Source organism: Providencia sp. CIM-Carb-044 (assembly GCF_033901115.1).
Lineage (GTDB): Bacteria > Pseudomonadota > Gammaproteobacteria > Enterobacterales > Enterobacteriaceae > Providencia > Providencia hangzhouensis.
The window spans coordinates 259,222-285,484 of record NZ_JAXADV010000002.1; the positions used below are offsets into that span (position 1 = coordinate 259,222).

24 protein-coding genes are annotated in these 26,263 nt (G+C 40.3%); 17 read left to right on the forward strand and 7 right to left on the reverse strand.

The features are described 5' to 3' along the window. The first annotated feature begins 159 nt into the window (after positions 1 to 159). On the forward strand, positions 160 to 1,044 hold the full coding sequence (locus SJ312_RS04510; protein ID WP_153673395.1) for a DUF362 domain-containing protein: 885 nt from the start codon (positions 160 to 162) through the stop codon (positions 1,042 to 1,044). A gap of 40 nt (positions 1,045 to 1,084) precedes the next feature. Here the strand turns inward: SJ312_RS04510 and SJ312_RS04515 are convergent, their stop codons facing one another. Beyond that, positions 1,085 to 1,966, reverse strand: coding sequence for an alpha/beta fold hydrolase (locus SJ312_RS04515; protein WP_153673394.1), 882 nt, complete (start codon positions 1,964 to 1,966; stop codon positions 1,085 to 1,087). Positions 1,967 to 2,208: 242 nt separating this feature from the next. Between SJ312_RS04515 and SJ312_RS04520 the strand changes: the two genes are divergently transcribed. Then, complete coding sequence (locus SJ312_RS04520; protein WP_153673393.1) at positions 2,209 to 2,745, forward strand: metallophosphoesterase family protein; 537 nt, start codon at positions 2,209 to 2,211, stop codon at positions 2,743 to 2,745. On the opposite strand, the gene SJ312_RS04525 is transcribed toward SJ312_RS04520, so the two are convergent. The 3 genes from SJ312_RS04525 to SJ312_RS04535 form a co-directional block, all read right to left on the reverse strand. Continuing rightward, the gene (locus SJ312_RS04525; protein ID WP_094960571.1) at positions 2,742 to 3,371 is read right to left on the reverse strand and encodes a transcriptional regulator; all 630 of its coding nucleotides are present in this window, start codon (positions 3,369 to 3,371) and stop codon (positions 2,742 to 2,744) included. The two genes, SJ312_RS04520 and SJ312_RS04525, sit on opposite strands and share 4 nt — an antisense overlap. 118 nt (positions 3,372 to 3,489) lie before the next feature. Continuing rightward, positions 3,490 to 4,455 (reverse strand): threo-3-hydroxy-L-aspartate ammonia-lyase, encoded by a 966-nt coding sequence (locus SJ312_RS04530; protein ID WP_153673392.1) that lies wholly within the window; start codon positions 4,453 to 4,455, stop codon positions 3,490 to 3,492. Between the two features lie 27 nt (positions 4,456 to 4,482). Beyond that, complete coding sequence (locus SJ312_RS04535) at positions 4,483 to 4,872, reverse strand: RidA family protein (RefSeq protein ID WP_165119723.1); 390 nt, start codon at positions 4,870 to 4,872, stop codon at positions 4,483 to 4,485. 361 nt (positions 4,873 to 5,233) lie between these two features. Here SJ312_RS04535 and SJ312_RS04540 point away from each other — a divergent pair, with 361 nt between their 5' ends. From SJ312_RS04540 to SJ312_RS04560, 5 genes are all read left to right on the forward strand, one after another. Continuing rightward, positions 5,234 to 8,968, forward strand: a complete 3,735-nt coding sequence (locus SJ312_RS04540; RefSeq protein ID WP_319867055.1) for a DUF4132 domain-containing protein — start codon at positions 5,234 to 5,236, stop codon at positions 8,966 to 8,968. A 24-nt stretch (positions 8,969 to 8,992) separates the two neighbouring features. Further along, the gene (locus SJ312_RS04545; RefSeq protein ID WP_319867057.1) at positions 8,993 to 10,102 is read left to right on the forward strand and encodes an AAA family ATPase; all 1,110 of its coding nucleotides are present in this window, start codon (positions 8,993 to 8,995) and stop codon (positions 10,100 to 10,102) included. A gap of 105 nt (positions 10,103 to 10,207) precedes the next feature. Continuing rightward, positions 10,208 to 12,754 carry a DUF5682 family protein gene (locus tag SJ312_RS04550; protein WP_319867058.1) on the forward strand — a complete coding sequence of 849 codons (2,547 nt, stop codon included), beginning with the start codon at positions 10,208 to 10,210 and terminating at the stop codon, positions 12,752 to 12,754. Then, on the forward strand, positions 12,754 to 13,908 hold the full coding sequence (locus SJ312_RS04555; protein WP_110591722.1) for a VWA domain-containing protein: 1,155 nt from the start codon (positions 12,754 to 12,756) through the stop codon (positions 13,906 to 13,908). The genes SJ312_RS04550 and SJ312_RS04555 overlap by 1 nt, the downstream gene beginning before the upstream one ends. Continuing rightward, positions 13,905 to 15,947, forward strand: a complete 2,043-nt coding sequence (locus SJ312_RS04560) for an SWIM zinc finger family protein (RefSeq protein ID WP_319867061.1) — start codon at positions 13,905 to 13,907, stop codon at positions 15,945 to 15,947. The genes SJ312_RS04555 and SJ312_RS04560 overlap by 4 nt, the downstream gene beginning before the upstream one ends. Positions 15,948 to 15,994: 47 nt before the next feature. On the opposite strand, the gene SJ312_RS04565 is transcribed toward SJ312_RS04560, so the two are convergent. Further along, the gene (locus SJ312_RS04565; protein WP_004254353.1) at positions 15,995 to 16,489 is read right to left on the reverse strand and encodes a MarR family winged helix-turn-helix transcriptional regulator; all 495 of its coding nucleotides are present in this window, start codon (positions 16,487 to 16,489) and stop codon (positions 15,995 to 15,997) included. Positions 16,490 to 16,573: 84 nt separating this feature from the next. Here SJ312_RS04565 and SJ312_RS04570 point away from each other — a divergent pair, with 84 nt between their 5' ends. The 4 genes from SJ312_RS04570 (at position 16,574) to SJ312_RS04585 (ending at position 20,266) form a co-directional block, all read left to right on the forward strand. Beyond that, complete coding sequence (locus SJ312_RS04570) at positions 16,574 to 17,446, forward strand: EamA family transporter (protein ID WP_319867062.1); 873 nt, start codon at positions 16,574 to 16,576, stop codon at positions 17,444 to 17,446. 106 nt (positions 17,447 to 17,552) lie between these two features. Continuing rightward, on the forward strand, positions 17,553 to 18,188 hold the full coding sequence (gene alkB / locus SJ312_RS04575; RefSeq protein WP_110591726.1) for a DNA oxidative demethylase AlkB: 636 nt from the start codon (positions 17,553 to 17,555) through the stop codon (positions 18,186 to 18,188). A gap of 194 nt (positions 18,189 to 18,382) precedes the next feature. Beyond that, on the forward strand, positions 18,383 to 19,408 hold the full coding sequence (locus tag SJ312_RS04580) for a threonine aldolase family protein (protein ID WP_165879337.1): 1,026 nt from the start codon (positions 18,383 to 18,385) through the stop codon (positions 19,406 to 19,408). 102 nt (positions 19,409 to 19,510) lie between these two features. Further along, the gene (locus SJ312_RS04585; RefSeq protein ID WP_165879336.1) at positions 19,511 to 20,266 is read left to right on the forward strand and encodes a DUF4184 family protein; all 756 of its coding nucleotides are present in this window, start codon (positions 19,511 to 19,513) and stop codon (positions 20,264 to 20,266) included. Here SJ312_RS04585 and SJ312_RS04590 read toward each other — a convergent pair. Then, positions 20,263 to 20,850, reverse strand: coding sequence for a TetR/AcrR family transcriptional regulator (locus tag SJ312_RS04590; RefSeq protein WP_110591728.1), 588 nt, complete (start codon positions 20,848 to 20,850; stop codon positions 20,263 to 20,265). The genes SJ312_RS04585 and SJ312_RS04590 overlap by 4 nt on opposite strands. A gap of 111 nt (positions 20,851 to 20,961) precedes the next feature. Between SJ312_RS04590 and SJ312_RS04595 the strand changes: the two genes are divergently transcribed. From SJ312_RS04595 to SJ312_RS04610, 4 genes are all read left to right on the forward strand, one after another. Then, the gene (locus SJ312_RS04595) at positions 20,962 to 22,179 is read left to right on the forward strand and encodes an MFS transporter (protein ID WP_110591729.1); all 1,218 of its coding nucleotides are present in this window, start codon (positions 20,962 to 20,964) and stop codon (positions 22,177 to 22,179) included. 64 nt (positions 22,180 to 22,243) lie between these two features. Beyond that, positions 22,244 to 22,735, forward strand: coding sequence for a GNAT family N-acetyltransferase (locus SJ312_RS04600; protein WP_164561011.1), 492 nt, complete (start codon positions 22,244 to 22,246; stop codon positions 22,733 to 22,735). 78 nt (positions 22,736 to 22,813) lie between these two features. Next, positions 22,814 to 23,278 (forward strand): YaiI/YqxD family protein, encoded by a 465-nt coding sequence (locus SJ312_RS04605; RefSeq protein WP_004254330.1) that lies wholly within the window; start codon positions 22,814 to 22,816, stop codon positions 23,276 to 23,278. 105 nt (positions 23,279 to 23,383) lie between these two features. Then, positions 23,384 to 24,037, forward strand: coding sequence for a LysE family transporter (locus tag SJ312_RS04610; protein WP_094960558.1), 654 nt, complete (start codon positions 23,384 to 23,386; stop codon positions 24,035 to 24,037). A gap of 85 nt (positions 24,038 to 24,122) precedes the next feature. On the opposite strand, the gene mnmH is transcribed toward SJ312_RS04610, so the two are convergent. Next, positions 24,123 to 25,214, reverse strand: a complete 1,092-nt coding sequence (mnmH, locus tag SJ312_RS04615) for a tRNA 2-selenouridine(34) synthase MnmH (protein WP_319867063.1) — start codon at positions 25,212 to 25,214, stop codon at positions 24,123 to 24,125. Positions 25,215 to 25,370: 156 nt separating this feature from the next. Between mnmH and SJ312_RS04620 the strand changes: the two genes are divergently transcribed. Next, complete coding sequence (locus SJ312_RS04620) at positions 25,371 to 25,634, forward strand: DUF3811 domain-containing protein (RefSeq protein WP_004254327.1); 264 nt, start codon at positions 25,371 to 25,373, stop codon at positions 25,632 to 25,634. 82 nt (positions 25,635 to 25,716) lie between these two features. After that, positions 25,717 to 26,250 (forward strand): beta/gamma crystallin-related protein, encoded by a 534-nt coding sequence (locus SJ312_RS04625; protein ID WP_094960555.1) that lies wholly within the window; start codon positions 25,717 to 25,719, stop codon positions 26,248 to 26,250. Positions 26,251 to 26,263 lie beyond the last annotated feature (13 nt).

Consider the following 26,263-nt stretch of genomic DNA (forward strand, 5'->3'; position numbering starts at 1 on the left):
CAGTGAGTTTTGTGGTTTTTAAGTAATTATTTAGCCCAAATCATCTTTATCTACAGAGCGTTGTACTAAAATAGTGTAAAAATTAATGCTAGAATTTAACTATTAAATATAACAATTTTTAAATAAGTTATTTTTGTTGTAACGGGAGAGTGTAGAGCAATGAGACGTTTTATTAGTTTAGATCTGCCTCCTGAACCCATAATTAACGGTCAGTGCGTAAGAAAACGCCTGAAAAATAGCATCTGTGATAATTGTGCCACCAGCTGTCCTGTGGGTGCGGTATCGTTTAGCCATATGGATGCAGAAATTAATAATGAACTATGTTTTCAATGTGGTAATTGTTTATTTGCTTGCCCTGTCGATGCCATTGAAAATATCAAACCCCATGAACGTAGTTATCAAGGGGAATTTTTGATAGTAAACCATGATGAGCCGATTGCTAATGCGGACGAACTGATTGTTTGGCATCGGCAATATGGTATTCGTGGTATGCAAATTGCTGAACCTTGGGTTGATAAATGGTTGCCAACGATTGCGACATTAAATTTAAAACTCAAAACATTACAAGAACCTATTTGGCAATTACGTATTGTTCAGCCTGAACAAGTCGATAGCGGTCGTCGGATGATGCTATTTCGTCAAAAATTGGATTCAAAGCCGTTAGATAAGGGGCAGGTGAAAACAGGATTAAATGCAAGAAAACAATTTTACCCTGAAGATAGCTGGTTTAAGGTCGAACTAGACACGGAAAAATGCATTCTTTGTGGCGCTTGTGCCAAGATGTGTGATGAGCATGCGATAGAAATTGAAAATAACCAATTTTTGATAGATGAAAAACGTTGTACTGGTTGTATGAGTTGCCAAGTTGTTTGTTTTCCTAAATCTATTCATGTACAAAGCTATACAGCTAAAAATAACGTGCCGAAAATCTTCCATTATTATGATGCGCAGTGTAATACCTGCCATTTACCTTTTTCTTCTTGGGAAGAAAATACCCATACTTGCCCAATTTGTGCACAGCATAAGAAACAAGGTTGGTTATAAGGGTGACTAAGGCTCATTTTTAGAGCCTTAGTACGTTAATTTATTGATTTAAGTGATTAATTATCAATTTAGCGATTAGTGGATTAATCATTGGTGGCGTTTCATGGCCCATACCTTCAATAACTTCCAATTTTGCATTAGGAATATTGTCAGCAATATCTTGCCCTGCGGCTAATGGGAAGAGCGGATCAATTGAACCGTGAATAACCAATGCAGGGACGTTGATTTGCTGAATATAAGGACGCAGATCTCCGGTGACGGCAACAGCAACAATTTGGCGCTTAGTGCCTTCCGGTGAATGATTGCGTGCGAGTGATTGCAGTATATATTCACGGTAATAACTTTCATCAAATGGGCCAAACGTTGAGCTGATCCGGCGATAAAACGCAAGCTGTCCTGATAAATACCCTTCTAAATCTTCTTTTGGGTTAGCACTTGGGCTCATCAGCATTTGCATAACATCGGGAGCGCTTTGTGGCAGTACTGGGTTTCCTGTTGATGACATGATCGCGCAAAGAGAGAGTGTACGCTCAGGAAACTTTGCAGCCACTATTTGTGCTATCATTCCGCCCATGGAACGGCCTATAACGTGGGCTTTATCAATAGATAATGAATCCAAGAGGTGGATAATATCCTCAGCCATATCGAATAAAGTATAAGGAATAGCGAAAGGTTCACCTTTTTGCATTTTTTCAATCAATACCTCTAAATCAATAGGTGGGGACTCATTGATATGATGAGATAAACCCGCATCTCGATTATCTATACGTAACAGGTAAAAACCGGCATCTGCAATTTCCTGACAAAAGTCTGACGTCCAACTAATGTTATGGCCACCTAAGCCAGGGATCAGAACAATAGTGGGGTTATTTGGTGTACCAAATGAATCGTAAAAAAGCGGAACTGAATTGGTTTTAGTCATTTTTCTTCCGGAATCGTTATTAATGAATAGTACTATTTATATGCCGTAATTTCGTTGCAATTGCGAGCCATAAAAATTAGCAATGATTACCTATGATATAATTGAAATATACCATGGCAACGCAATATAAGTCTGTTTTTCAGTCAATTCTGTAAAGCAATTAAAAAGCATTGAGATATGATAACTAGCAAGCAAATCGTTTGCTTGAGTAGAATAATTATTAATATATTTTTAGGTTTTATATGATTTACTTTATTTCAGATACCCATTTTTGCCATTCGAACATTATTAACCTATGTGATCGCCCGTTTAAAAGCACTAGTCACATGAATGATACATTAGTTCATAACTGGAATACGTATATTACTGATCATGATGAGATTTATATACTCGGTGATTTTTTATACAAGGGTAACGGTGCGGATGCCAATAAAATATTACGCCGTTTAGCAGGGAAAAAATATTTGATCCGCGGCAATCATGATAAATTTTTAGACGACCCTGAATTCGATCAATCATTGTTTGAATGGGTTAAAAGCTATTATGAGTTGGAATATCAAAAACAAAAATTAGTGTTATTCCATTACCCAATACTAGAGTGGCAAGGTTTCTTCCGTGATGCGATTCATTTATATGGACATGTTCATAATTCAGGTAAAGACCCCGAGCAGTTTAAGCGTTTAGCGGTATTAGGGCCCCGAGCCATTAATGTTGGCGTGGATGTGAATGATTTTTTCCCTATCAGCATTAAACAGATATTAAAAAAAGCCAATCGTTAACTTTCTTTTTTGGCATACAAATAAACTGAAGCCCTTGATATCCCTAAGTGCTGTGCCACTGTTTCCATGGATTTTTTCACATCTAACAGGCCTTCATTGCGGAGCACTTCAATTAAGTTTTTTCTTTCATCCGCTTTCAATGTGCGTGGGGTTGCGGCTAAGGCTGCTGCGTATTGGTCAATACGTATGCGAATCGCTTCGGTCCCATTAGGCTCAATATGCTCTTTTATTGGGCTATTTCCTACATCAATAAATTGCGATAACAGACTTTGCATACTTCTAAATAACGTCATATCCAGATTTAAGCACAATGCTGCGATATATTTCCCTGACTCGTCTTTAATACCAATCGAAGTACTTTTTACTGGACGCCCATCGGAAAATTGGTTGGTATAATTGGCTATGATGTTCGGAAAATCTGCAGATTCAATTCTTGCATGGCCGAGTTCGGTAGTCGGCTCACCAACTTGGCGACCAGATAAGTTATTGTGAATCGACAGGATTGAATGCTCTGGATTTTTAAGGTCGTGTACAACAACTTCACAAAAAGGGGCGAATGTTTCACTAAGACCTTTTGCAATAATTTCAACTTGAGCCAGTAATGAATTATTTTTTTGATCTGACATGCAATTTCCCTTCATCTATCAAGCGTTAATCCCTAATTTTAACCTATTTTTTGTGTTGCTAATAGATGAAGGGCGGTGATCATTGTGAAACTAATTCTTTATAAAACTAGCGAGTTACTTATGAAACTAATTGTGCAAAGTGCCGAATATCAACATTGCCACCGCTGACAATGATCCCCACTCGCTTACCTTGGAACTGTTCTTTGTGGGCAAGGGCAGCAGCATAGGACAAGCAACCTGTCGGCTCAACGATAATTTTCATGCGTTCTGCATAAAATTTCATGCGGTCAATTAGCTGTTCATCGGTTACAGTGAAAATATCATCAACCTTATTTTTGATAACTGCAAAAGTGTAGTTACCTAGATGTTGGGTTTGGGCACCATCTGCGATAGTTTTTGGCGTGTCTATATGTACAATTTCCCCTCGACGAAATGATTGTTGTGCATCATTGCCCGCTAAAGGTTCAACCCCATAAATTTGGCAATTAGGCGATAATTGTCTGGTTGCAATGGCACACCCTGAGAGTAAGCCTCCTCCACCTAAGCAAACGAATAGGGCATCTAATTCACCCACTTCTTCAATCAGTTCTTTGGCTGCTGTGCCTTGGCCAGAGATGATATCAGGGTGATCATACGGTGGAATAATGGTTAACCCCTGTTGGGCTGCGAGTTGCTGGCAAAGTACTTCTCTATCTTCTTTATAACGATCAAAGCGGATAATGGTGGCCCCGTAACCTTGCGTAGCTGCAACTTTAACGGCAGGTGCATCATTGGGCATCAGAATGGTGGCCGGAATGTGTAGAAGTTGCGCCGCTAAAGCAATACCTTGCGCATGGTTACCAGAAGAAAATGCAATAACGCCTGCTTTTTTCTGCTCGGGACTCAACAAACTCAACGCATTAAAGGCTCCGCGAAATTTAAAAGCCCCCATACGCTGGAAGTTTTCGCATTTAAAAAACAGTTCGGCCCCAAATTCTTTATTTGCGGTTGTTGAGGTAAGAACAGGGGTTTTATGCGCAAAACCCGCGATGCGTCGTGCAGCTGCTTCCACATCTTGATAAGTAGGTAATATTAATTCTGACATGATATAACCCCAATGAATAGTAAGTGATTAAGCAGACACTGCAACGGCTTCAATTTCTAAGGCTGCACCAAAATGCAGTTCAGCAACACCTGCGACAGCACGAGCTGGGCGATGGTCACCCATCCAATTAGCATAAATTTGGTTAAATAACGGCCAATTTTCCATATCTGCGATATAAACTCGGACTTGAACCAACTGTGCTTTACTACAGTTAACGGCATCTAAACATGCTTGTAAATTATCAAGCACAAGCGAGGCTTGCTTTTGGAATGACACGTCAATCACCGCATTCCCGAGCTTATCAACCGGTAATTGTCCTGAGATAAAAACCAAACCATTGGCAGTAACACAGTGTGAATAATGCCCTTTGGGGGCAATGAGTGTCGGTGCATTCACACACTCAATCCGTTGACTCATATTTACCTCATTATGCATAAAATACCTTGATTGGATTTTTAGTCTAATATTAGATTATGTGTTTAGTCAACGCTTTTCTTCGCGAAATAAATTCGATGTAAATAACAACAAACTGTTATCAGAATTGCCATCAACATAATAAAAAGAAAAATAGAGATATAAGACAGTTAATTAAATTATTTACTGGGCAAAAGTTAATTATCAAGAGTAAATCTACTGGGATATTCCTATAGGCAGAATTTAAATTGGCAGGGCAGATTGAGCGATATATCTTAATTAAAAATGATTAAGAATAATCAAATTGTGACGATATCATTAAAATGATAAGAAGTTGTTATATAAATACTTTTAGGGATATCACATGGCGAAGTTCACATTTAATCTTCTTTCAATTTTTGGGAAAAAAGAATCACCTGTTGCAGAACAATATTTACAAGAAGCGCTTTTGCCTTTGTCAGTATTAGATGAAGCATTGCCTAAAGCTGTTTTAGAGTATGTGCTAGATGGAAAATCGCCAGAAGTATTGGTTCAACTAAGCCAATTAGATAACGAAAAAGCGGTTATTTTACTCGATAAACCTGGCACCGTAGATTGGTGGTGGGGGGGAAATAACTTTAACTCGAGCCAATATAATAAATTAATTCGCCAAGGGGCAAACGCAAGGCATAAATTATATTCAAAAGTGGGTGATGGCATTACTGCATCACAGATAGCCCGTTTTGCTAAAGTGTTAGCGGCGGCATGCCAAGATATCAATATCAAAGTATTAACACCTGAATTACCGTCATGGATGAGTTATTTAATGGGCGATGCTTTTGCAAAAACCTATGATAATTCGCGAGATACTAAGTTAGAACATCGAAAACATTGGCATTTTGACCTATTAACGGAAATCATCGCAAAAGAGACTGATAAACCGGCTAACACTATTTTATATATTATTTTCGACCGTCATCATTTATCCGATTATCATTGTGATAACTTAAATCGGCTATTTTCCATTCCAGGTTTCAAAGCGTATTTAATCGCAGAGCAAGCATTTATTAAGCATACATTAGCCAATCATTTATCCGCTGCTGGGCAAATTCAATTAATCAACACTTTGAAGAAAGATGTTGAGCTTTATACGCTTTTCGCAGATATATTAGTTGCTTTTGCTACTAGTTCTTTAAAAACAGTACGTGCGGCTGCGGAACCGACAATGGCAATTTTACCTGCGCAATCGGTCACACAACATTTAACAAAAATTCTAACAGAGGGAACACCAAAACAGCGTACCCAAGCCGCGGATTTATTTGCCCGTATAGGGGAACACCGTGAGATATTAGAAGCTGCACTAACAACTGAAACCAATAAAACGGTACTTAAAAGTATTGAAAGTGCGATTTCGAGATTCTCAGTCATGGATACTGCCAGCCAAGTTGAAGAGACTGAGTTACCTGAACTCGTTGAATTAGAATATACACCACTGCCTGAAAGTGCAAAAGAAATTTTAGTTAATAATTTCAATGAAATGCTGCAAAAAGCAAAAGAAAATGCAGAAAATGAAATTGAAGAAAATAAGAAACAGAAGCACAGCTACAATTGGGCGCAACGCCATTACAAAGAATTCCAAAAACTCAATGCGCAAGCTTGTTGCAAAGTGATTGATAAACTGAATTCAGGTAAAGAAATTATTACTGACCATGAATATAGCGTGGTGAAATTTAAAGAACGTATTACTAACTTGCCTGAGTTTACGTTATTCCATGCATTACGTCTGATTAGCCATAACCGAACAAATGAAGAACATTTATCCCATTATCATCTTACTCGGGAAGTTCCACCAAGAATTCTTGGGCAAATAGAATTGCGCCAATTAGAAAAAACGTTAACACAATGTCATTTTAAAAATGCAACACGGTTGATTGCAGACCTTTGCTTACGCTCATATGCCAATGGGTTAGCCATTTTTAACCAGCCAGCACAAGTTTGGCCGTTTTTCATTCAACATCCAGATTTTATTGCAGAAGCATTGGGTTTAATCCCTCAACAAGAAACTCAGCGCTATTACCAAGAATATGATGCGGCGAGTGGAATTGATGTGCTTACAATGTTGCCGACCATTCCTGCGCGATTTATTCCACGTATTATGGAGTTGGCACTAGGGGAAAATAAAACCCATCGTCTGAGTGCGCAGAAACTACTAGAGACATTACCGAATATTCATCTTAATGCAGCAGAAGGGTTAGAATCAGGCAAACAAGAAATTCGTGTCACTGCCATTGAATGGCTGGCACGCTTAAATAATCCAGATTCATTAAAACCACTCTACGCCTTATTAAAGAAAGAAAAACGGGAAGTTGTGCGGGCGGCCTTATTAACCGCTTTGGAACAATTTGGGGAAGATATTTCTGGTTACCTTGCACCTAAAGTGTTATTAGCTGAAGCGCAAAAAGGGCTAAAAGCGAAAGCGCCTGCCAGTATGGCATGGTTTAACCTAGATTCTTTGCCGGCATTAACTTGGCAAAATAATAAACCCGTAGAAGCAGATATTATTCGCTGGTGGGTGATCCTAGCGGTTAAATTAAAAATGCCAGCAGGGAATGGGCTGCTACAACGTTATATTGGTTTGCTTTCGGTGGAGAGCCAAAAGAAACTAGGCAGTTTTATTTTAAATAGCTTTATCGGCCAAGATATTGCTGGGCCGTCATTAGAAATGGCAATGGCGGAAGCAGAACGTGATGCGCCAAAACGCTTAGCTAATTATCAAGATTGGGTGAAACGCTGGCCTGAATATTATAGTCAGTATGAAAACTATACTTTAGAACAGACATTTAATGAGATAAAAAATGAAGTTCTGCGCCGTTATTTAGGTTCCGCTATTAGTGATAAAGGAATGTTAGCCCTGATCTGTGGCATTGAAGGGCACCTTGCCGTGACCACATTGCGTAACTATATGCGTGATCACTACCAGCGCCGTGCACAAATTGAAGCCATGATTGATGCGGTTGCAACGAGTAATGACCCACTGATTATCCAACTATTATTGTCTCTTTCTCGTCGTTATCGTACCGCGTCAGTTCAGGAAAAAGCACGCGGGCTTGTTGCTCAAATTGCTGAACGTAATTGTTGGAGCGCAGATGAACTCGCAGATAGAACGATACCGACAGCCGGAATGGATGAAACAGGTATCTTGGCACTTGAATACGGTGACCGCACGTTTACCGCGAAACTGGACGCACAGCAAAAACTCGTTTTGTTTAATCCTGAAGGTAAAGAAATCAAAGCATTACCTGCTGCACGCAAAACAGACAATGAAGAATTAGCTAAAGAATCTAAAAAACTATTTACTGCGAGTAAAAAAGAGCTCAAGCAAGTGATTGAACTACAAACTGCACGTTTGTACGAAGCGATGTGTGCAGAGCGCCTTTGGACAACGGCAGACTGGCAGGAATATATTCAAGCACACCCAGTGATGCGTGGGCTTATCGAAAAATTAGTTTGGATAGAAACGAAAGACAACAACATTCTAAATGTATTTCGTCCATCAGACGATGGCAGTTTATTAAATTTAGATGACGATGAAATCACGTTATCCACTGATTCTTATATCAAATTAGCCCATGCTGCATTGGTCAGTGAAGATGAGCGAAAAGCGTGGATAACGCACTTTAAAGATTACAAAGTGAAATTTTTATTTTCACAAATGGAACATAAAGTCCCTGATCTGGATCTGAAATTAACTGAAATTGAAGACCGTAAAGGGTGGTTAACCGACACCTATACCTTGCGTGGCGTCTTGACGAAAATGGGTTACCAACGTGGGCAAGCGGAAGATGGTGGAAGCTTTACCCATTATGCAAAACATTTCGCTAGTTTAGGTTTTTATGTCTATATCGAGTTTAGTGGTAGCTATGTGCCAGAGGAAAATATCCCAGCCGTCTTATTTTCACTAAGCTTTGAAAAATCACAACAAAGCTCATGGAACCGCAGCTATATCGAGTTAAAAGATATCCCGCCTATTTTATTAGCTGAAAGCTATGCGGATTATTTAAAAGTTGCGGATGCGTGTGCAGGTTTTGACCCTGAGTGGGAAAAGAAAACACCTTGGTAAGCGGGTTTAACGTAGGATTTTGGAATGACTAAAAATAAAACAACACAAGGGAATGTTCTGCGTGAAAGCGCAGAAATTCGTTTTGCCGATGAATTGGCACGTTTAACCGAAGCGGATAAACAAAACCCGAAACCACAAGGGTGGCTGCGTTCACCTCGTGCCGTTAGGCAATTTATTTTAGGTGATGAATCACTCAATATTTCTGCAAAGTTTTTCGGTGATGATGCTTTGGTTGACCGTGCAATTGTGACGTTATTAGGTAAGCAAGGACTAATGCTAGTAGGGGAACCCGGGACGGCAAAATCCATGTTATCTGAATTATTAGCTGCTGCAATTAGTGGTGATTCAGGTTTAACCATTCAAGGAACCGCGGGCACAACAGAAGATCACATTAAGTACTCATGGAATTATGCATTGCTATTGGCGGAAGGCCCGACGGAGAAAGCACTGGTTAGTTCGCCGTTATACCAAGGTATGCAAGAAGGTAAAATTGTGTGTTTTGAAGAGATCACACGATGCCCCCCTGAAATACAAGATGTGCTGGTTAGCTTGATGTCAGAAAAGCAAATGATGATCCCTGAAATGAAAGACAATGCACGGATCAGCGCGAAACAAGGCTTTAATTTAATTGGTACAGCAAACTTGCGTGATCGCGGTGTTCATGAGATGTCATCAGCACTAAAACGCCGATTTAATTTTGAAACCGTGCGGCCAATCCAAGACCCTGCATTTGAAATTGAACTGATTAATAAGCAATTAGCCACAGAGTTAGCTGACCTGAACGGCCAAGTGACGATCCCAAGCAACGTGATCGAACTGTTGGTTACGACATTTCAAGAATTGCGCTCAGGAAATACTAAAGATGGGGGCAATATTAAAACGCCAGACGCGGTTATGTCGACAGCCGAGGCCGTTAATATTGCTTATGCATGTGCTCTTGAAGCCCATTACTTAGGTGATGGTACGCTCAATGCAGGAGCAGTTGCACGGCAGCTCATTGGCGTGGTTTTAAAAGATAACCCTGATGATATTAAACGGATGCGTTATTACATTGATAATGTCGCGAGAGAAAGGGCAAAACATAGCCAAGACTGGAAAGCCTTTTTTGATGCATCGAGGGCATTTTGGCAATAAGTTTTCATAACAAGGGTAGAACCGCTATGGTTCTACCCATTTATTGTCACGATGATTAAATCAGCAAAGGCCATTCAAGGCGAATAACCCTTAGGGAAATCAGCGGTGAGCTTGCTATCTATACCTTTACCAGAACGCATTGAAAATGCATTACACGACAGGCAACAACTTGAATCAGCCGGTATCTACTTTGCACCTATTCGGCATCATAGTCCCGCATGTGCATACAGCACGTTGTCTTTGATTGAACAAATCAAACCTGACTATGTTTTAATCGAGGGACCCGATAGTTTTAATGAGCTACTGACGAGCTTATTACATCATGATACCCAGCCCCCCGTCGCCATTATGGCGCAAACAGAATTAAAACCGACACAGACAGATGATGAAAGTGACACTGTCACTCGTTCTGCCTATTTCCCATTCTGTGAGTATTCCCCTGAATGGCAGGCTTTACAAATAGGTCAGCAATACCAAGCCCAGCTACGTTTTATTGACTTACCATGGACAGCGCAAGTTAATGAAGACGAAGCTAATGATATGCAATCTCAAAGTTTGCAGAAAGAGCGTTACTTAGTACATAGCTTATTTATTAGCCAGCTTGCGAAGAAAAGTGGTTGCCGTGACCATGATGAATTATGGGAACAAATTTTTGAATTAAGAACGATTGAACAACTGGCAGATTGGCCTGTATTTTTTATGGACAGCTTTATATGGTGTGCATTGGCACGACTTGATTATGAACCCCAAGTCCTTGAGTTAGAAGGTTCTATACAGCGTGAGCAATATATGCAAGCGCATATCCAAACCATTAAAGCCCAACATCCACAGGCTAAAATTGTGGTGGTAACGGGGGGCTTTCATACCCTTGCTCTTCTTGAAGGGTTGGAAGTGGCTCACAAACAACAATTTAAGCTTTCTGCGGCACAACAAAAAACGTTTATCCAACAGCAAAAACTGGGTGAACAAGACAAGGCTTGGTTCATTCGCTATAGCTATGACAAACTCGATGCATTAAATGGCTATGCATCAGGAATGCCGTCCCCCGCATTTTACCAACAATCATGGTTGTCATTGTTACAACAACGCCAAGCGCAGATAACAGGAGATAACCAGCCTACGCAAGCTTATCGAAATCGTCTAGGTGTTGCCTATCTTTCTAAAGTTGCGGATGTTTTACGTGAAAAGCAATTTGAAGCTGCTCCTGGTTTTTTATCGGTTAAACTAGCCGCAGAGCAAAGCATTCGTCTTGCCGCCTTTCGTGGGCATGCAGGCCCTGGGCGCTATGATCTGTTAGATGGGTTACAAAGTGTTTTTATCAAAGGTAGCTTAGATGAAAGCCAAATTGAGCTTTGGCAGGAAATAAAAACCTGTTTCTCTGGCTTTTTACTCGGGAAAATCCCCAAAGGGACAGCAACGCCTCCGTTGGTCACTGAAACTTATGAAATAGCAAAAAGTTTTCGTTTCAAGCTTGATGACACCTTAAGTAAGGTGAGTCGCTTAGATGTCTATCGTAATCAACAACATCGTGCGCGTAGCCGATTCCTACATTTATTAGCATTTCTTGATATCCATTTTGCTAAGCATCTGTCTGGGCCAAACTTTTTGTCTGGTAACCAAATGGATTTATTGTTTGAAGAGTGGCAATACGCGTGGACGCCCAATGTTGAAGGGGAATTGATTGCCTTATCGGAACAAGGAACACAATTAAAAACTATCGCGCTAAACCGTTTGTTTGAAATGGAAAGAAACCTAGAACAGCAAGGCGTTAGTCGTTCAAGCCAAAGTGCGGTCGCATTACTTATGCAGGCTGCATTAATTGGGCTGCATCAACGGATGCCTGCATTGTTTTCTTTGTTGGATGGCTATATTCAACAGGATGCAAAGTTTGAATCCTTGATAGCTTGTGGTCATAAGCTTGTTCATCTGTGGCGAGGGCGCCAATTCTTTGATATTGAAGATGGTTTTGCTATCGAAGCACGTTTAGATACCCTGTTGCAACAAGTGTTTTATTGCTTTGCACAAATTACACAAGGGGATGAACAGCAGCAGGAACACCATTTTTCAGCATTACTTGCTTGCCGTGAATTAATCACTTTTATGCCTGAAATTAATAAAAATCATGATTATAGCATCGATTTTTATCATGAATTAGACCGCTGTGAAGGGCAGTTAAACCATGCGCCTCTTTTAAAAGGTGCCGTGGATGCTTTGCGTTACCTTGGGGCGAAAATTGATGAAACCATCTTGATAGAGGAAATTAAACGCGCGTTCAGCACCGGTAGTGATCCCGAAATGGCAATTGGCTATTTTATTGGTGTAATGCGAACTGCACCCGAGTTGATCTTACGTATACCATTACTCATTGATATGTTAAATCAGTTGCTTAGTGAATGGGATGAAGGGCGTTTTATTCAGGTTTTACCTGATTTACGGTTTGCGTTTAGCCAGCTAACACCTAAACAAAATGCACAAATGGCACAATATGTGGCACAAGACTTAGCGATTGAGGCAAAAGAGCTCACACTGCACCAAACAGAATTTAATGAACAACAAATGATGCAAGTGATTCAACTCGAACAACAATTACAAAGCCAGCTCACTGAATTAGGGTTACAAAATTGGCTTATTAGCACTCAGGAAGGCAAATAATGAGTCAGAGAAATGTCACATTAACCCCTGAACAGCTTCAATTGGCTAAGCGCTGGCGTTTAATACTTGGGCAATATGCCGATAACGCACTTGGTCAGGCCGCCTTTAGTGCTGAAGAGTTAAAAATAGAACGCTCTTTGGACTTTTTATATCGTCGGGAATACCAACGCCGAGGTTTAAAGCAAGAAGCTGGGCGCCATGGTTCCTTAGATGCTTCTCAATTAACGGCGGTTAATTGGTTAAACCAAGCGCGTAAATTGTTCCCCAATAGTACCTTTGAGCGAATGCAATCCCAAGCATTAGAGCGTTATGAGATCAGTAGCTTATTAAAGGACCCACAAGCGCTAAATGCCATGGAGCCAACAAAATCTCTCGCAAAAGCGTTGTTAAGCCTACGCGGGAAGATGAACGAAGAAACCCGTGATGCCGTCAAAAATATTATACGCAAAGTGGTGGATGATATTTTGAGTCAAATGCGTAACCAATTTCGTCATGCATTAACAGGGCGGCGTAACCGTTTTCGACGCTCACTGGTACCAAACAGCCGTAATTTTGATTGGCGAGGAACTATTGCCGCCAACTTAAAGAATTATGATAAACAAAATCAACGATTAGTGATAAAAACGCCTCATTTTAATTCTCGTCAACAACAACACTTACCGTGGGATGTGATCCTGTGTGTGGACCAGAGTGGCTCGATGGCGAGTTCTATTATGTATGCGGCTGTATGCGCGAGTATACTCGCGGCATTACCGACAGTGCGTGTATCTTTAGTAATTTTTGATACTCAAGTGGTTGATTTAAGCCACCTTGCTCATGATCCTGTTGAAGTGTTAATGACAGTGCAATTGGGGGGCGGAACGGATATCGCTAAAGCCATGCAATATTGCGAAAGTTTAATCCGCAACCCAAAACGTACCGTGATTAGCTTAATCAGTGATTTTGAAGAGGGGGGCTCACTGAATCATTTACTCAATTGCACGCAACGCCTACATAGCCAACAAGTGAAGTTATTGGGTCTAGCGGCGTTGGATGATGAGGCACTGCCCGTTTATGATCCAGACATTGCCCAAAAACTCGCAGATAGAGGGATGCATGTTGCGGCATTAACACCGGAACATTTTGCACAATGGTTAGCAGAGGTCATGCAATGAGTTGGCAAAACAGTTACTTACAGTATGACGACGATGCATTAGCCGTATTTGCGAATGTGGGGTTACTTCGACGTGCACGTAAAGACGTTGAAAACCAAAAAGTTAACCCAACAGACTTAGAGGCTGGAACATTCACGAGTGATGGGCAACGTGTTTCTTTAGATGCACAAGGGATCCAAAAAGCCACTTGTGATTGCCCAGCAACAGGGTGCTGTAAACACATTTTAGCGGCCGTTTTGTGGGTACAATCGAATGCAACCACAGAAATTGATTCAGCGGAGCCGATAGCCAGTGAAACGGTGCTAAGCGAATTATTAGCATTGTTACCAGAAAGCCTAATCAAGCAAGCTTCTAAGCCTGATATGCGTTTAGCGTTTAGATTTATACAGGAGTGGCAAGAAAAAGAATTAGTTTATGAAGCGCAATCGAACCAGTTAAAAATCATTCTACCAGAATATGATGAGCCAATTATTTATATGCGTGGTAGTGGTTTGCAGGGTATGATTTCGTCACTACCCGAAAAACAAAAAAATGCGGTTCATCTCGCTATTATTGCAAAATTAATGCTTCAGCATGGCCAAAAATGGCATTGGCCAGAGGAATTAACCGCAAGTCAAACTCATCAACAGGCGCTTAGTCAAGATGATAAAATGGTGATGAGTTCAATCGAACAATTCATTCAGGATATGTTACGACAAGGGCTATCGCATATTAGCCAAAGCAGTGCTAGCCAGTTGCAATTACTGAATATGTCAGCGCGTGCGGAAGGGTTGCCTCGCTTAGCCAATTATATGAGACGCCTTAGCCAGCAAGTCAGGCGGTTAGCTGATAAGCACTTTACAATGGATGAAGGGCAAGTTTTAAGGTTGATAGCTGAAATATCAGCTTATTTGCATCAATTATCAGCAGCAAATGAACATCAGCTTATTGAACTCAAAGGGTTGCAAAGGCGGCAGTATAGCGATCAACCCATAGAATTTGATTTATTGCCTATCGATGCAAATTGGTGGAAAACTGAAAGTGGTGCGATTGGTGCTACATTGAGTTTTTGGGATCGACAAAATAAAAAAATCATTCAATGCACGCAAGGTCGTAGTAATAGCCTTGACCCAACGTTTAATCGACAAAATGTTTGGCAAACTCTGGCGCTATGGAAACATACCGCCGAGAGTTTGATGAAAGTCTCCTTTAAATTGCATTCGCCACGGGTATCAGAGGAAGGTAAATTATCTGCCAGTGGTGAAAGCTATGCCGTTAGCAGTCAGGAAAAAGGGATAATAACCAATGATTACCTTAACATTAAAGCTGAATTTGGTTATACCGATTGGCAGTTAGCGGCGAATGAGTTGCCAACACTCACACAAGACAATAGGTTTTCCCCCGTTTTATTGCATATTGATGACTATGAGCCGCTTTATTGGGATGAAACAGAACAATGTGTCTTATGGGCGGTGACTGACTCACAAAAAAACCGAGCATTTTTACGGTTAAACTGGCAAGGGAGTGATGACCATAAAATTGAAGAATTGCGTTTTATTACAAAACAGCAATGGCCAATTTGTGCTGTTACGGTGCAGGTAAATCATTCGCAAGAGGCGATTCAGTTGGTACCTAAAACGCTATGGTTAAAAAAAGAACACAGCATTGAGTTGTTCTACTTAGACTTTGAAAGTACACCACGTAAGAAGCAACGTTCCGGTTTTTTTAATAAAATTATCGAATATATGGCGAAAAAACAGCAAAAAAGCCAAGCTTTTGTGCCTGAATTAACGTTAGCTAGCCAGCTTGTTCGGCCGATACTTTCAGTACTAGAAACGCAAGCGTGTACAGGAAGGCAATGTTTATCCCAAACTCAACAAAATGAAATCGCGTATGTCATTAGAACGCTTGAGGATTTGGGGGCTCTTTGGTTGGCTAATCAGTTTAAGCCATTGATTACCTCCAGTGACTTACAACCCCAAGTACTATTACAGTTAGTTTATTTATGTGACCGTTTTGAAAGGTTACAAATGCCATTGCCTTTTCAATTCAATGAATAATACGAGGGGGAGATATTTCCCCCTCGTATTATGCTCAAGACAGCGTGTTATTTTTCATTAGGCTCAAATGACGCTAAGAATGTTCGCAATAACTGATTCAATGCTTGTTGCTCTTGTGGTGACAATTTAGCAACGAGGCGAGCTTGGTTTTGTGTATGTACTTCAATAAGTTGGTTGATTAGCGTTAAGCCTTCAGTTGTTAATGAAACCAAAAAACCGCGGCCATCATCCGGGTTGGTATGGCGGATGACTAACCCCGCTTTTTCTAATTGGTCTATTCGGTTAGTCATTGTCCCCGATGTAACCATCAACGTTGAGAGCATTTCCCCTGGGCTTAGCGTATAGGGGGCTCCTGCACGGCGCAAAGTTGCAAGCACATCAAAACTTGAACGGTTAAGACCAAACTGAGCGAAGACCTTTTCCATTTCCCGAGTTAAGTGGTACGCGACATTACCCAACCGACCAATTAATCCCATTGGGCTAATATCGAGGTCAGGGCGTTCTCTTTCCCACTGTTGAGTGATTTTATCTATTCTATCCATAGGTAAATAATGGCGGTTATTTATCTTGACGTCAAGGTAAAATGCACATATCTTGAGGTCAAGATAAATTAAGAGAGTAGAAATATGGGTCGTATAACAGTTTTAGGATTGACTGCATTGGCACCGATTGTATGGGGGAGCACATACTTAGTGACAACAGAAATGTTACCCGCAGGGATACCATTAACATTGGCGGTATTGCGCGCTTTACCCGCAGGGTTACTATTGATACTCGTGCTGCGAAAACTTCCCGAGGGTATTTGGTGGTTACGTGTGGTGATATTAGGTGTTTTAAATTTTTCTTTATTTTGGTGGTTACTGTTTATTGCTGCGTATCGCTTATCTGGTGGTGTAGCTGCAACGGTTGGCGCCGTACAGCCATTAATTGTACTATTTCTAAGCTACTGGTTGTTAAATAATCGGTTATCAGCGGTATCCATTATCGCATCAATAGCGGGGGTATTCGGGGTAGCAATATTACTTTTAACACCTAATGCCGCCTTAGACTCTCTAGGCATTGTTGCAGGGTTAGCAGGCGCATTTTCAATGGCCGCAGGGACGGTTTTGAGTCGCCGCTGGCAGCCACCAGTGAGCGCTTTAACCTTTACTTCATGGCAATTAACTGCGGGAGGCTTAGTTTTATTACCATTTGCCATTGTGTTTGAGCCGGCTTTGCCACCGTTAAGTTCATTAAATTTAATCGGATTGGGGTATCTAACGCTTATTGGGGGAGCATTGACTTACGCTTTATGGTTCCGTGGGCTTGCAATATTAGGCCCAAGCTCAGTTGCGTCACTGGGTTTTTTAAGTCCTGTGAGTGCAGTGATTTTGGGGTGGTTTTATCTCAATCAACAACTTAGCACCTTGCAATTTATTGGCATGGTTGTCATTTTACTCAGTGTGTGGGCGAGCCAACGAGCGGAAACAAAAAAAGTCACTTTAGCTTATCAACGTTAAAGGTATTTTTATGGTTGCTTATTTGTTGTGCTAAGCAACCTTTTTTCCTGTGTTAATATCCATTAGAGTATTCACTTGGATTATAAAAAAGTGACTAGTGACTAATATGTTATTTCCTGATGAAGATAATATCGTACAAATTGCACCAGAGGCTTTTTTACTCAAAGGTTTTTTACTGGGGCAAAGTGATGCATTATTGCAGTCATTAAGCAACGTTATTACTGCTAATCCATTAAGGCATATGGCAACACCCAATGGTTATCAAATGTCGGCAGCAATGACTAACTGCGGCGACTGGGGTTGGGTGACAGATAAAAAGGGTTATCGTTACAGTCAGCGTGACCCTGTCACGAATCAGCCGTGGCAACCTATGCCTATTTCGTTTGTTCAATTGGCAACTTCAGCAGCGAGTACCGCTGGCTTCGATCATTTTATCCCTGATGCTTGCTTAATTAACCGGTATGCAGTTGGCGCTGCAATGTCATTGCACCAAGACAAAGACGAAGCCGATTTCACTCATCCAATTGTTTCTTTTTCTTTAGGGCTACCCACAATATTTGATTTTGGTGGGGCAACCCGTGATGCGCCTAAAATCGCTGTTTATTTAGAACATGGGGATGTCTTGGTATGGGGCGGTCGGTCACGGTTAAATTATCATGGAGTACGTCGTATTAAATCAGGTGTACACCCGTTGTTAGGGCCTTACCGCTATAACTTGACGTTTAGGTGTTCTCAACCTTAAATTTGCCTTTTACAATATTCCAATTTATCAATTAAATAGACCATGAATGACTTAATATTTCATCTCAGTAGATTAAATAATACTAATCGTTAAATTTAGTATTTATATAGAAAAAATATCATTGAATAATAAATTAGATGCACCTATAAATGATGGTTATAAATTAATATAACTAGGTATTGGTAGGTAAGTGAATGTATAGCTTTTTAAATGATTATAATGAAATAGCTCACCCTGCAGTTATGCAGACTTTAAATGATTTATCAGGGAAACGTTTCAAAGGTTATGGCACTGATGAGGTTTGTAGCAGGGTTGCAGCTCAAATTAGATTAAGAATTGGCCAATCTGGTGCTCATGTTCATTTCTTTAATGGCGGTACAATTACTAACCTGACAACGATTTCCCATGTATTACGACCTCACCAAGCGGTGATCACCGTGGAGAGTGGCCATATCGCAGTCCACGAAACGGGGGCAATTGAAGCGACAGGCCATAAAGTCATTACCATTGACTCACCATCAGGTAAATTAACCCCCGCACATATTACTAAAGTGTTATCTGAGCATGGTGATGAACATACTGTCCAGCCTAAGCTTGTTTATATCAGTAATTCAACCGAAATTGGCACTGTTTACCGTAAACAAGAGCTAGTTGCGCTACGCGAGATTTGTGACGCTCATAACTTACTGTTATTTATGGATGGTGCTCGCTTGTCTTCTGGTTTAATGTCGAAATATAGTGATTTAACCATTGAAGATGTCGCGAAATTGACCGATATTTTTTATATCGGTGGAACGAAAATAGGCGCATTAACTGGGGAGATCTTAGTAATTGTAAACCCTGCATTGCAATCAGATTTCCGTTTTAGTATTAAGCAAAAAGGTGGGTTACAAGCAAAAGGTTGGCTACTCGCTGCTCAGTTCGAACCACTGTTTAATGATGATTTGTATTTTAAGTTGGGAAGCCACCTTAATGAGATGGCATCACAACTCGCTTCATTTTTTGCTGAAAAGGGATTCCAATTTCTTGCGCCCGTAGAGTCAAACCAAGTTTTCGTTATTTTCCCAAATGCACTGGCGAATAAATTATTAACACACTATCAGTTAAGCTTAATTTGTAAGCCGACACCGGAAACCACGTGTATTCGTTTTTGTACCTCGTGGTCAACAACTCAGCAAGATGTAGACAAATTAAAGCAGACTTTCCAAGCTTTACTTTAGGTAATTATCATCCCAGTAAATATTTCCGATATTTCGCCTATATTTATTGGGTTTTATTTATCATGATAGTGGCTTATTGATGACGTTAATGAGCAATTTACCATGCCTTGGACTTTTTCCCATCCTGCAGTCGTTTTTCCGATAAAACAAAGTCGATTTGGGCATTTTTTAAGCTTACCTGCCTTAATTTTAGGTAGCCTAAGCCCAGATCTATTTTATTCAATGATGTGGTACTCGGCAGCCACTACGGCTCATGACTTGATAGGCTGGTTATATACTGGCTTACCATTATGTTTACTCATCACTATTTTTGTACAAAAAAGTGTTTTTTATCTCCACTATGCTGTGCCATTTCCCTTTAAAAACAGGAGTGTAGGCTCATTTCGACAATTTTGTATTGTCGTGCTTTCCTTTTATATTGGTGCGGCAAGCCATATTATCTGGGATGCTTTTACTCATCAGTCAGGGGCTTTTGTTCGGCACGCTGAGTTTTTGCAGCTTGTCGTATTTAACATGACGGATAGCCAAGAAATTGCTATTTATAAATTACTGCAACACCTTGGCTCTTTATTGGGAGCGTTGTACTTGTTGATAAAATACACGCAGTACTACCGTCGGCAATCTGCAATTCAGCAGCAAGAGTATGCTAAAAAGTTAATGGCATTACTCAAGATTGCCATTGTTTCAGGATGTATTTCCTTACCATTTGCCTATAAATTAGCCATGAAAGGGGATGTATTTAGTTTCAATCGCTTTGTATATTTAGAACTAACACTACTAGTTCCTGTTTTTTTTACAGCAAGTATATTGTTTGCACTGATAAAATATCAGCGCCAGCGAAAGGCCACGCAAAGTTAGCCTTTTGTGAGTAATAACCCTGATAACATGATATCGATGGCAGCGATACTTTTCTTTAATCGCTGTTGACTATCACCTTGTGAAATCCAATATGCTGCTTCTGCGAGACCGCCATTAATTAAAAAAGCCAATGCATGGGTATCAATATCTTTAATAATGCCTTTTTTGGCAAGATCATAAAGTAAGCGTTCAATCTGTTCGGTACACTGTAAGTTTGATTTAGCTAAAAAATCGCCTAATACAGCTTTCGCGTCACGCAAAATAATTTGTTGGTATTCGGGCTCTAATGCCATTTCTAAGTAAGCATGACAGCGTTGACAGAAACTGTTCCATAAGTCTTCAGTATGGCGAGTAATTCCTTGTAACCGTGCGTTCATTTGTGAGTCGATTTGCTCAACAACGGCAGTAAATAAGCCTTGTTTGTCGCCAAAGTGGTGGTAAAGGGCACCGCGTGTGAGATTAACGCTTGCTGCAATTTCATCCATTGAAGTTTCTGCATAGCCGAGTCGGCTAAAGTGCTCTCGTGCTGTAGTTAGCAAATTTGCACGTGTTTCCGCCATTTGCGCTTGTGTTCTTCTTGCCATTAAAAACCTCTTACATACATGGCGTATAATTATTTACATTCAATGTGTATGATTATATCATAATTATACATACGCATCGTATGTATAATTAAATTTCATTTTGGAGTTCATATGATAGGTCGCTATCAGCAGTTATTTCAGGCAAAAGAAAACCAGCACTTTGTGATAGCAGGGTTATTGGCACGTTTAGCGTTACCAATGATGGGGATCGGGATCATTACCCTGTTAGCACAATTGAAAGGGAGCTATACCTTGGCAGGGCTTGTTTCTGCCACCTTTGTATTAACTTATGCGTTGCTATCTCCGCAAGTCTCCCGCTTAGTGGATAAATTTGGTCAATTTCGCGTCTTGCCGGTGGTAACTGCTGTCAGTGTACTCGGTGTTTTTATTATCATCATCACTACGTGGTTATCATTACCCGATATCGGCTTATTTATCGGGGCACTGTTAACGGGAGCAATGCCAAGTATGTCTGCCATGGTAAGGGCAAGGTGGACAGCACAGTATAAAGATCAGCCCGTATTACAAACGGCGTATTCATTAGAAACCGTATTTGATGATGCGACTTTTATTGTTGGCCCACCGTTATCTGTCGGGATCAGTGTTGCTTTATTTCCTCAAGCGGGTTTACTGGTTGCAGCGATTCTACTCGCTGTGGGGATGGCATTGTTTATTTCACAACGCAGCACTGAACCTAAAGTAGTTGTATCTGATCATCTTGTAATGCCGAATAAATCAATTATTTCAATGGTTGGATTGCAGTTATTGATTGTGTTGATGGTTGCTTTAGGTGTAATTGTTGGCAGTGTGGATATCTTGAGTGTCACTTTGGCTCAATTACAACAGCAACCGGCGATGGCCAGTTTAGTGTTATCGGCCTATGCAGTCGGTTCATGTGCAATGGGGATCGTATTTGGAGGGTTAACCTTTAACACACCTTTGCCACGCTTACTCTTCCTCAGCGGCTTAATGACGTTTCTTTCTATTGTACCAATGTGGTGGGTCGTAGGGGTTTATTCTTTATCTGTGGTGGTGTTTATTTCCGGGTTGTTCTTTGCACCGACGATGATCATTGCAATGACATTAGTTGAGAAAATTGTTCCGCAAAATAAATTAACAGAAGGAATGACCTGGTTACTTGCTGGGTTAAATATCGGTGTTGCAATTGGTGCAATGTTAACGGGTAAAATGGTGGATACCTACGGCCCTTACGCAGGTTACGCCGTTGCTATCTCTAGCGGTGTTTTAGTTTTAATTTCAACATGGTTGAGTTACTTACGCGATAAAACCCAACAAAAAGTAGCAGTTGAATGCGAAAATGGCCATTAAAAACAACGAAAAAATAAACCATGTAGTGATAAAATCATAAAAAATTATTTAATGAGGTAACCTAATGCACTCTCCAGTATTTCGAGCGGCCACACTCGGTGATGTTGACTCCTGTTATGCGATTGAAGTCGAATCCTATGAAGGGGATGAAGCGGCGACAAGAGAAAAAATAGCCACGCGTATCCAACAATATCCAGACGGTTTTTTATGTATGGAATTAGCTGGAGAAGTAGTTGGTTTTATTAATGCGGGTTGTGCATGGGATGTTGTGATGTCTGATGAGGAATTTAAAGAACTCATTGGACATGACCCAAAAGCACCGAATGTCGTTATTATGTCAGTGGTCGTGCATCCCAAATATCAAGGTAAAGGTTATTCGTCTTTACTGATGAAAACATTTATTAACTCCATGAAGGAGAAGAGTAAAGAAACAATTCATCTTATGTGCAAAGAACGCCATATTGACCTGTATAAGCATTTTGGCTACCAATATGTTAAACCGTCAGAATCCGATCATGGTGGAATGACGTGGCATGAAATGGTGATGAAATTGTAAAATGTATTTTATTAAGCCTGTGATTTTGTTGTCTGGTATCATATCTCATTATATATAATCACTATTTGGGAAATCATAATGATAATTTGGGTAGATGCGGATGCATGTCCAAAAGTAATTAAAGAGGTTTTATACCGCGCGGCAGATAGAGAAAAAGTGCAAATAACATTTGTTGCAAACCAGCGTTTAACGGTACCTCCTTCACCTTTTTTAAAAACTTTACAGGTACCTGCAGGGTTTGATGTGGCTGATAATGAAATTGTGTTGCGAGCCCAAAAAGATGATTTAGTGATCACAGCAGATATTCCATTAGCCGCAGAGGTTATAGAAAAGGGCGCGAATGCATTAAACCCTCGAGGAGAACGCTATAGCGAAGCTACCATTCGTGAGCGCCTTAATATTCGTGATTTTATGGATACCATGAGAGCCAGTGGCATCCAAACGGGTGGGCCTGCAAGTTTAAACCAGAAAGACAGGCAGCAATTTGCTAATGAATTAGATAAATGGTTGTTGCAACGTAAAAAATCATTAGCGTCATCATAAGCCAGCACATTTTCTGATTTAAGCTCAGAAAATGTGCATAGTAAAACAGAATTACTCTCTATGCCGTGACTATAATGGTTAACCTTAAATTTTTGAAGAAAAATAATGGATCCATTACACAGCATTATCATCACGCTATTCTTATTTATACTGACCTTTTTTAATCCTGGGGCAAATTTGTTTATTGTGGTGCAAACCACATTAAGCTCAGGTAAAAAAGCGGGGTTAACCTGTGGCTATGGCGTGGTATTAGGCAATGCCATTTATTCAGGTCTCGGTTTATTTGGTTTGGTCACATTAATGGCGGAGTTCGGCTCATTATTCTCACTCATTAAGATTCTGGGTGGTTTATATTTACTTTATTACGCAGTGAGTGTTTTCAATAACAAAACACAACTCAATCTGTCCACCGAAAATACCATGGAAAGTTTTCCATCAGGTGTCTACTTTAGGCGGGGTTTGATTTCTGATTTATCAAACCCACAAACCGTTTTATTTTTTATGAGTATTTTTTCAACGACTATTTCCCCATCAACACCATTATGGACTAAGTTAGTTATTTGGATGGGAATTGTTGTTGCATCACTAATTTGGCGGATAATTTTATGCCAAACATTCTCTTTAACCTCTGTGCGTAGAACTTATTCACGCGTTCATAAAGTTGTCGGCAAAGGCGTCGGGCTAATTCTTGGAGGATTGGCTACAAGGTTGATTTACCAAGGGGTTAGCGAGCTGGTAGTAAAAAAATCACCATTCTAGGTTTTATGATCATGTTCAAGCCATTACGATATAAAATAGCCTCAGACTCCATACGATGAGGCTATTTGTGGTGAAAGAAAATGCATCATTGTTGATCAGTTAGCCAATGTTCAACTTCTTTATAATTACCACGGAAAATGATGCGATGCTGCTTTTTACTTAATTGATAGCAATACATTGGGTCATAGTATTCATTCAACAATGGAATTAACCACGAAAAATGTGTTTGGGTATCACCGGTTGTTTTTTGGTCTGCTAAAGCAAGATCAAGTAAATGGGTTAATTCGATTGTCCGCTGTGAGCCTAAACGTTTGCGAATGGCTAATAGGCCATGGTGCAGATAGTCACTATATTCCTGCCAGCCTCGCTCAAAACCAAAAGTTGCTAAAAAATCTTGCGTCATACGATCAAAATATTCATATTTTAAACGCTCAAGACGTAGCTCAAAGGGGTCTTCAATAATAGCGATTGGCGCTTTTTCCATTTGTGTGCGTAGTTCAAGAGGTAGGCTATTTGCACCAATGGCACGTCCCTCATCTTCCAGTACCCAATGTTGACAGTATTGGGCTTTCTTCAATAAAGCGACCGCTAAGTAATTTTCAAACGTGGCTTGGGAGTGTTGTTGTTGTAATGTACGGCCAAAAGAAGAACCTCGGTGATGTGCGAGACCTTCTAAATCAATTCCGTTCGCGAGTTGATGGACTAAAGTGGTTTTACCATTACCGGTACAGCCGCCCACTAAAATGATAGGGCGCTGGACCAGTTCATTGATGGCATCAATTGCGGTTTGTCGTAAAGCTTTATATCCACCGTTAATAAGAGGGTATTCAATTCCCACCTCTTTTAGCCACGATTGCACGATATGGGAGCGCATTCCACCACGCGCACAGCAAATATAACCATGGGTATTTTGTTGGCAGGCTTCTTTCCACGCTGTGATCCGCGCAATTTTAATATCACCACTGACAAGTTGGTGGCCTAACTCAACGGCTTTAGTAGAACCTTGTTGTTTATAGCATGTACCAACGGCAGCACGTTCATCATCATTCATCAACGGAAGGTTAATCGCATTAGGCATCGACCCTTGTTGAAATTCGATAGGAGCTCTGACATCGATGAGTGGTGTGTCAGTAGTTAAGATTTGGCGAATATTTTGCGAAGACGAGGTTAATTCCATAATAACAGCGAGATTCTTTAAAGTTGCAATGAGGTTACTATACTCTTAATCCTATTGCTTGGCATTAATGTTAGGCTTAAAACAATGGTTAGTGTTTTATTGCCTAATAATGATATATTGTTGTTAGGTATTTTAATATGAGTAAGGGGTAATACAATGAAGATGTTAACGATTCAAGAAATGACCGAAACTCAAAAAATCCAAGTGCGTACAAGGCTTGCTCAAGAAAGGAAAAAACTTGGCCGTGAATTAACAAATTCCGAGCAGAGCAAAGTAAGAAAACAAATCATTACCGAAATATCTCAAGAAGTCGAAAAGCAAACGAAAAAATTACGTGCAGAAAAGAAAAAAGATAAGTTAGTTCCCAGCGATGCAAGTTACAGTTGGTCTTCTCAAAATCATAAAAGAGGGTATCGCTAATTTTTAATCAGAGTGTTCCGCTAGTGATTTGCATTAAGTAATTGTAATTTTACGCTATTCAAATCATTAAAAGACCTCAAAAATGAAAAAGATTGCGTTATTATTATTGTTATTCAGTAGTTTTACTGTCGCAAAATCTAATTATCATGGGAAACCATCCCGTAATGATTCTGTTGTTGTGCATGTTTGCGCTTTATCTCCTTTTTCTAATTTCTATGCAGAAGCTGCAATGTCTGAACAAACAGCGCGACACAAAACCTCTCGACGCTGTGAATTAGGGCAAGGGCAAGGTAGTATTTTTTGTAAAGCTCAAGATGCGAAATGCAGCACCAGTAAATTATCGTTTGGTGATCAATATATTGAAGAAAGCCTAATTGTTTACGCTAAATCCTGGCAAAAGGGCGATTATATTGAAGTATTTGACGATATTCCGTATCTTTCCCGTCACCATTTCTCAGATAAAATAGCCTCTTATACTATCCCTGACGGCTGGATTGTCCGTTTTTACGAAGGCGATAATTATACAGGAAAATACCATACGGAGATGGGCGGTTCGCACAATACGCTAGGATATAGCCAAAAAACTCGCTCAATAAAAATTATGAAACGACCTTAAAAAAGTCGTCGAC

What these genes read in the sequence shown, in the direction of transcription:
- SJ312_RS04600 (WP_164561011.1), top strand. Translation starts at nt 22,244, where the DNA reads ATGCACTCTCCAGTATTTCGAGCGGCCACACTCGGTGATGTTGACTCC.
- SJ312_RS04585 (WP_165879336.1), top strand. Translation starts at nt 19,511, where the DNA reads ATGCCTTGGACTTTTTCCCATCCTGCAGTCGTTTTTCCGATAAAACAA.
- SJ312_RS04525 (WP_094960571.1), bottom strand. Translation starts at nt 3,371, where the DNA reads ATGTCAGATCAAAAAAATAATTCATTACTGGCTCAAGTTGAAATTATT.
- SJ312_RS04535 (WP_165119723.1), bottom strand. Translation starts at nt 4,872, where the DNA reads ATGAGTCAACGGATTGAGTGTGTGAATGCACCGACACTCATTGCCCCC.
- SJ312_RS04540 (WP_319867055.1), top strand. Translation starts at nt 5,234, where the DNA reads ATGGCGAAGTTCACATTTAATCTTCTTTCAATTTTTGGGAAAAAAGAA.
- mnmH (WP_319867063.1), bottom strand. Translation starts at nt 25,214, where the DNA reads ATGGAATTAACCTCGTCTTCGCAAAATATTCGCCAAATCTTAACTACT.
- SJ312_RS04580 (WP_165879337.1), top strand. Translation starts at nt 18,383, where the DNA reads ATGTATAGCTTTTTAAATGATTATAATGAAATAGCTCACCCTGCAGTT.
- SJ312_RS04590 (WP_110591728.1), bottom strand. Translation starts at nt 20,850, where the DNA reads ATGGCAAGAAGAACACAAGCGCAAATGGCGGAAACACGTGCAAATTTG.
- SJ312_RS04595 (WP_110591729.1), top strand. Translation starts at nt 20,962, where the DNA reads ATGATAGGTCGCTATCAGCAGTTATTTCAGGCAAAAGAAAACCAGCAC.
- alkB (WP_110591726.1), top strand. Translation starts at nt 17,553, where the DNA reads ATGTTATTTCCTGATGAAGATAATATCGTACAAATTGCACCAGAGGCT.
- SJ312_RS04530 (WP_153673392.1), bottom strand. Translation starts at nt 4,455, where the DNA reads ATGTCAGAATTAATATTACCTACTTATCAAGATGTGGAAGCAGCTGCA.
- SJ312_RS04520 (WP_153673393.1), top strand. Translation starts at nt 2,209, where the DNA reads ATGATTTACTTTATTTCAGATACCCATTTTTGCCATTCGAACATTATT.
- SJ312_RS04515 (WP_153673394.1), bottom strand. Translation starts at nt 1,966, where the DNA reads ATGACTAAAACCAATTCAGTTCCGCTTTTTTACGATTCATTTGGTACA.
- SJ312_RS04605 (WP_004254330.1), top strand. Translation starts at nt 22,814, where the DNA reads ATGATAATTTGGGTAGATGCGGATGCATGTCCAAAAGTAATTAAAGAG.
- SJ312_RS04610 (WP_094960558.1), top strand. Translation starts at nt 23,384, where the DNA reads ATGGATCCATTACACAGCATTATCATCACGCTATTCTTATTTATACTG.
- SJ312_RS04555 (WP_110591722.1), top strand. Translation starts at nt 12,754, where the DNA reads ATGAGTCAGAGAAATGTCACATTAACCCCTGAACAGCTTCAATTGGCT.
- SJ312_RS04570 (WP_319867062.1), top strand. Translation starts at nt 16,574, where the DNA reads ATGGGTCGTATAACAGTTTTAGGATTGACTGCATTGGCACCGATTGTA.
- SJ312_RS04545 (WP_319867057.1), top strand. Translation starts at nt 8,993, where the DNA reads ATGACTAAAAATAAAACAACACAAGGGAATGTTCTGCGTGAAAGCGCA.
- SJ312_RS04565 (WP_004254353.1), bottom strand. Translation starts at nt 16,489, where the DNA reads ATGGATAGAATAGATAAAATCACTCAACAGTGGGAAAGAGAACGCCCT.
- SJ312_RS04560 (WP_319867061.1), top strand. Translation starts at nt 13,905, where the DNA reads ATGAGTTGGCAAAACAGTTACTTACAGTATGACGACGATGCATTAGCC.
- SJ312_RS04625 (WP_094960555.1), top strand. Translation starts at nt 25,717, where the DNA reads ATGAAAAAGATTGCGTTATTATTATTGTTATTCAGTAGTTTTACTGTC.
- SJ312_RS04510 (WP_153673395.1), top strand. Translation starts at nt 160, where the DNA reads ATGAGACGTTTTATTAGTTTAGATCTGCCTCCTGAACCCATAATTAAC.
- SJ312_RS04620 (WP_004254327.1), top strand. Translation starts at nt 25,371, where the DNA reads ATGAAGATGTTAACGATTCAAGAAATGACCGAAACTCAAAAAATCCAA.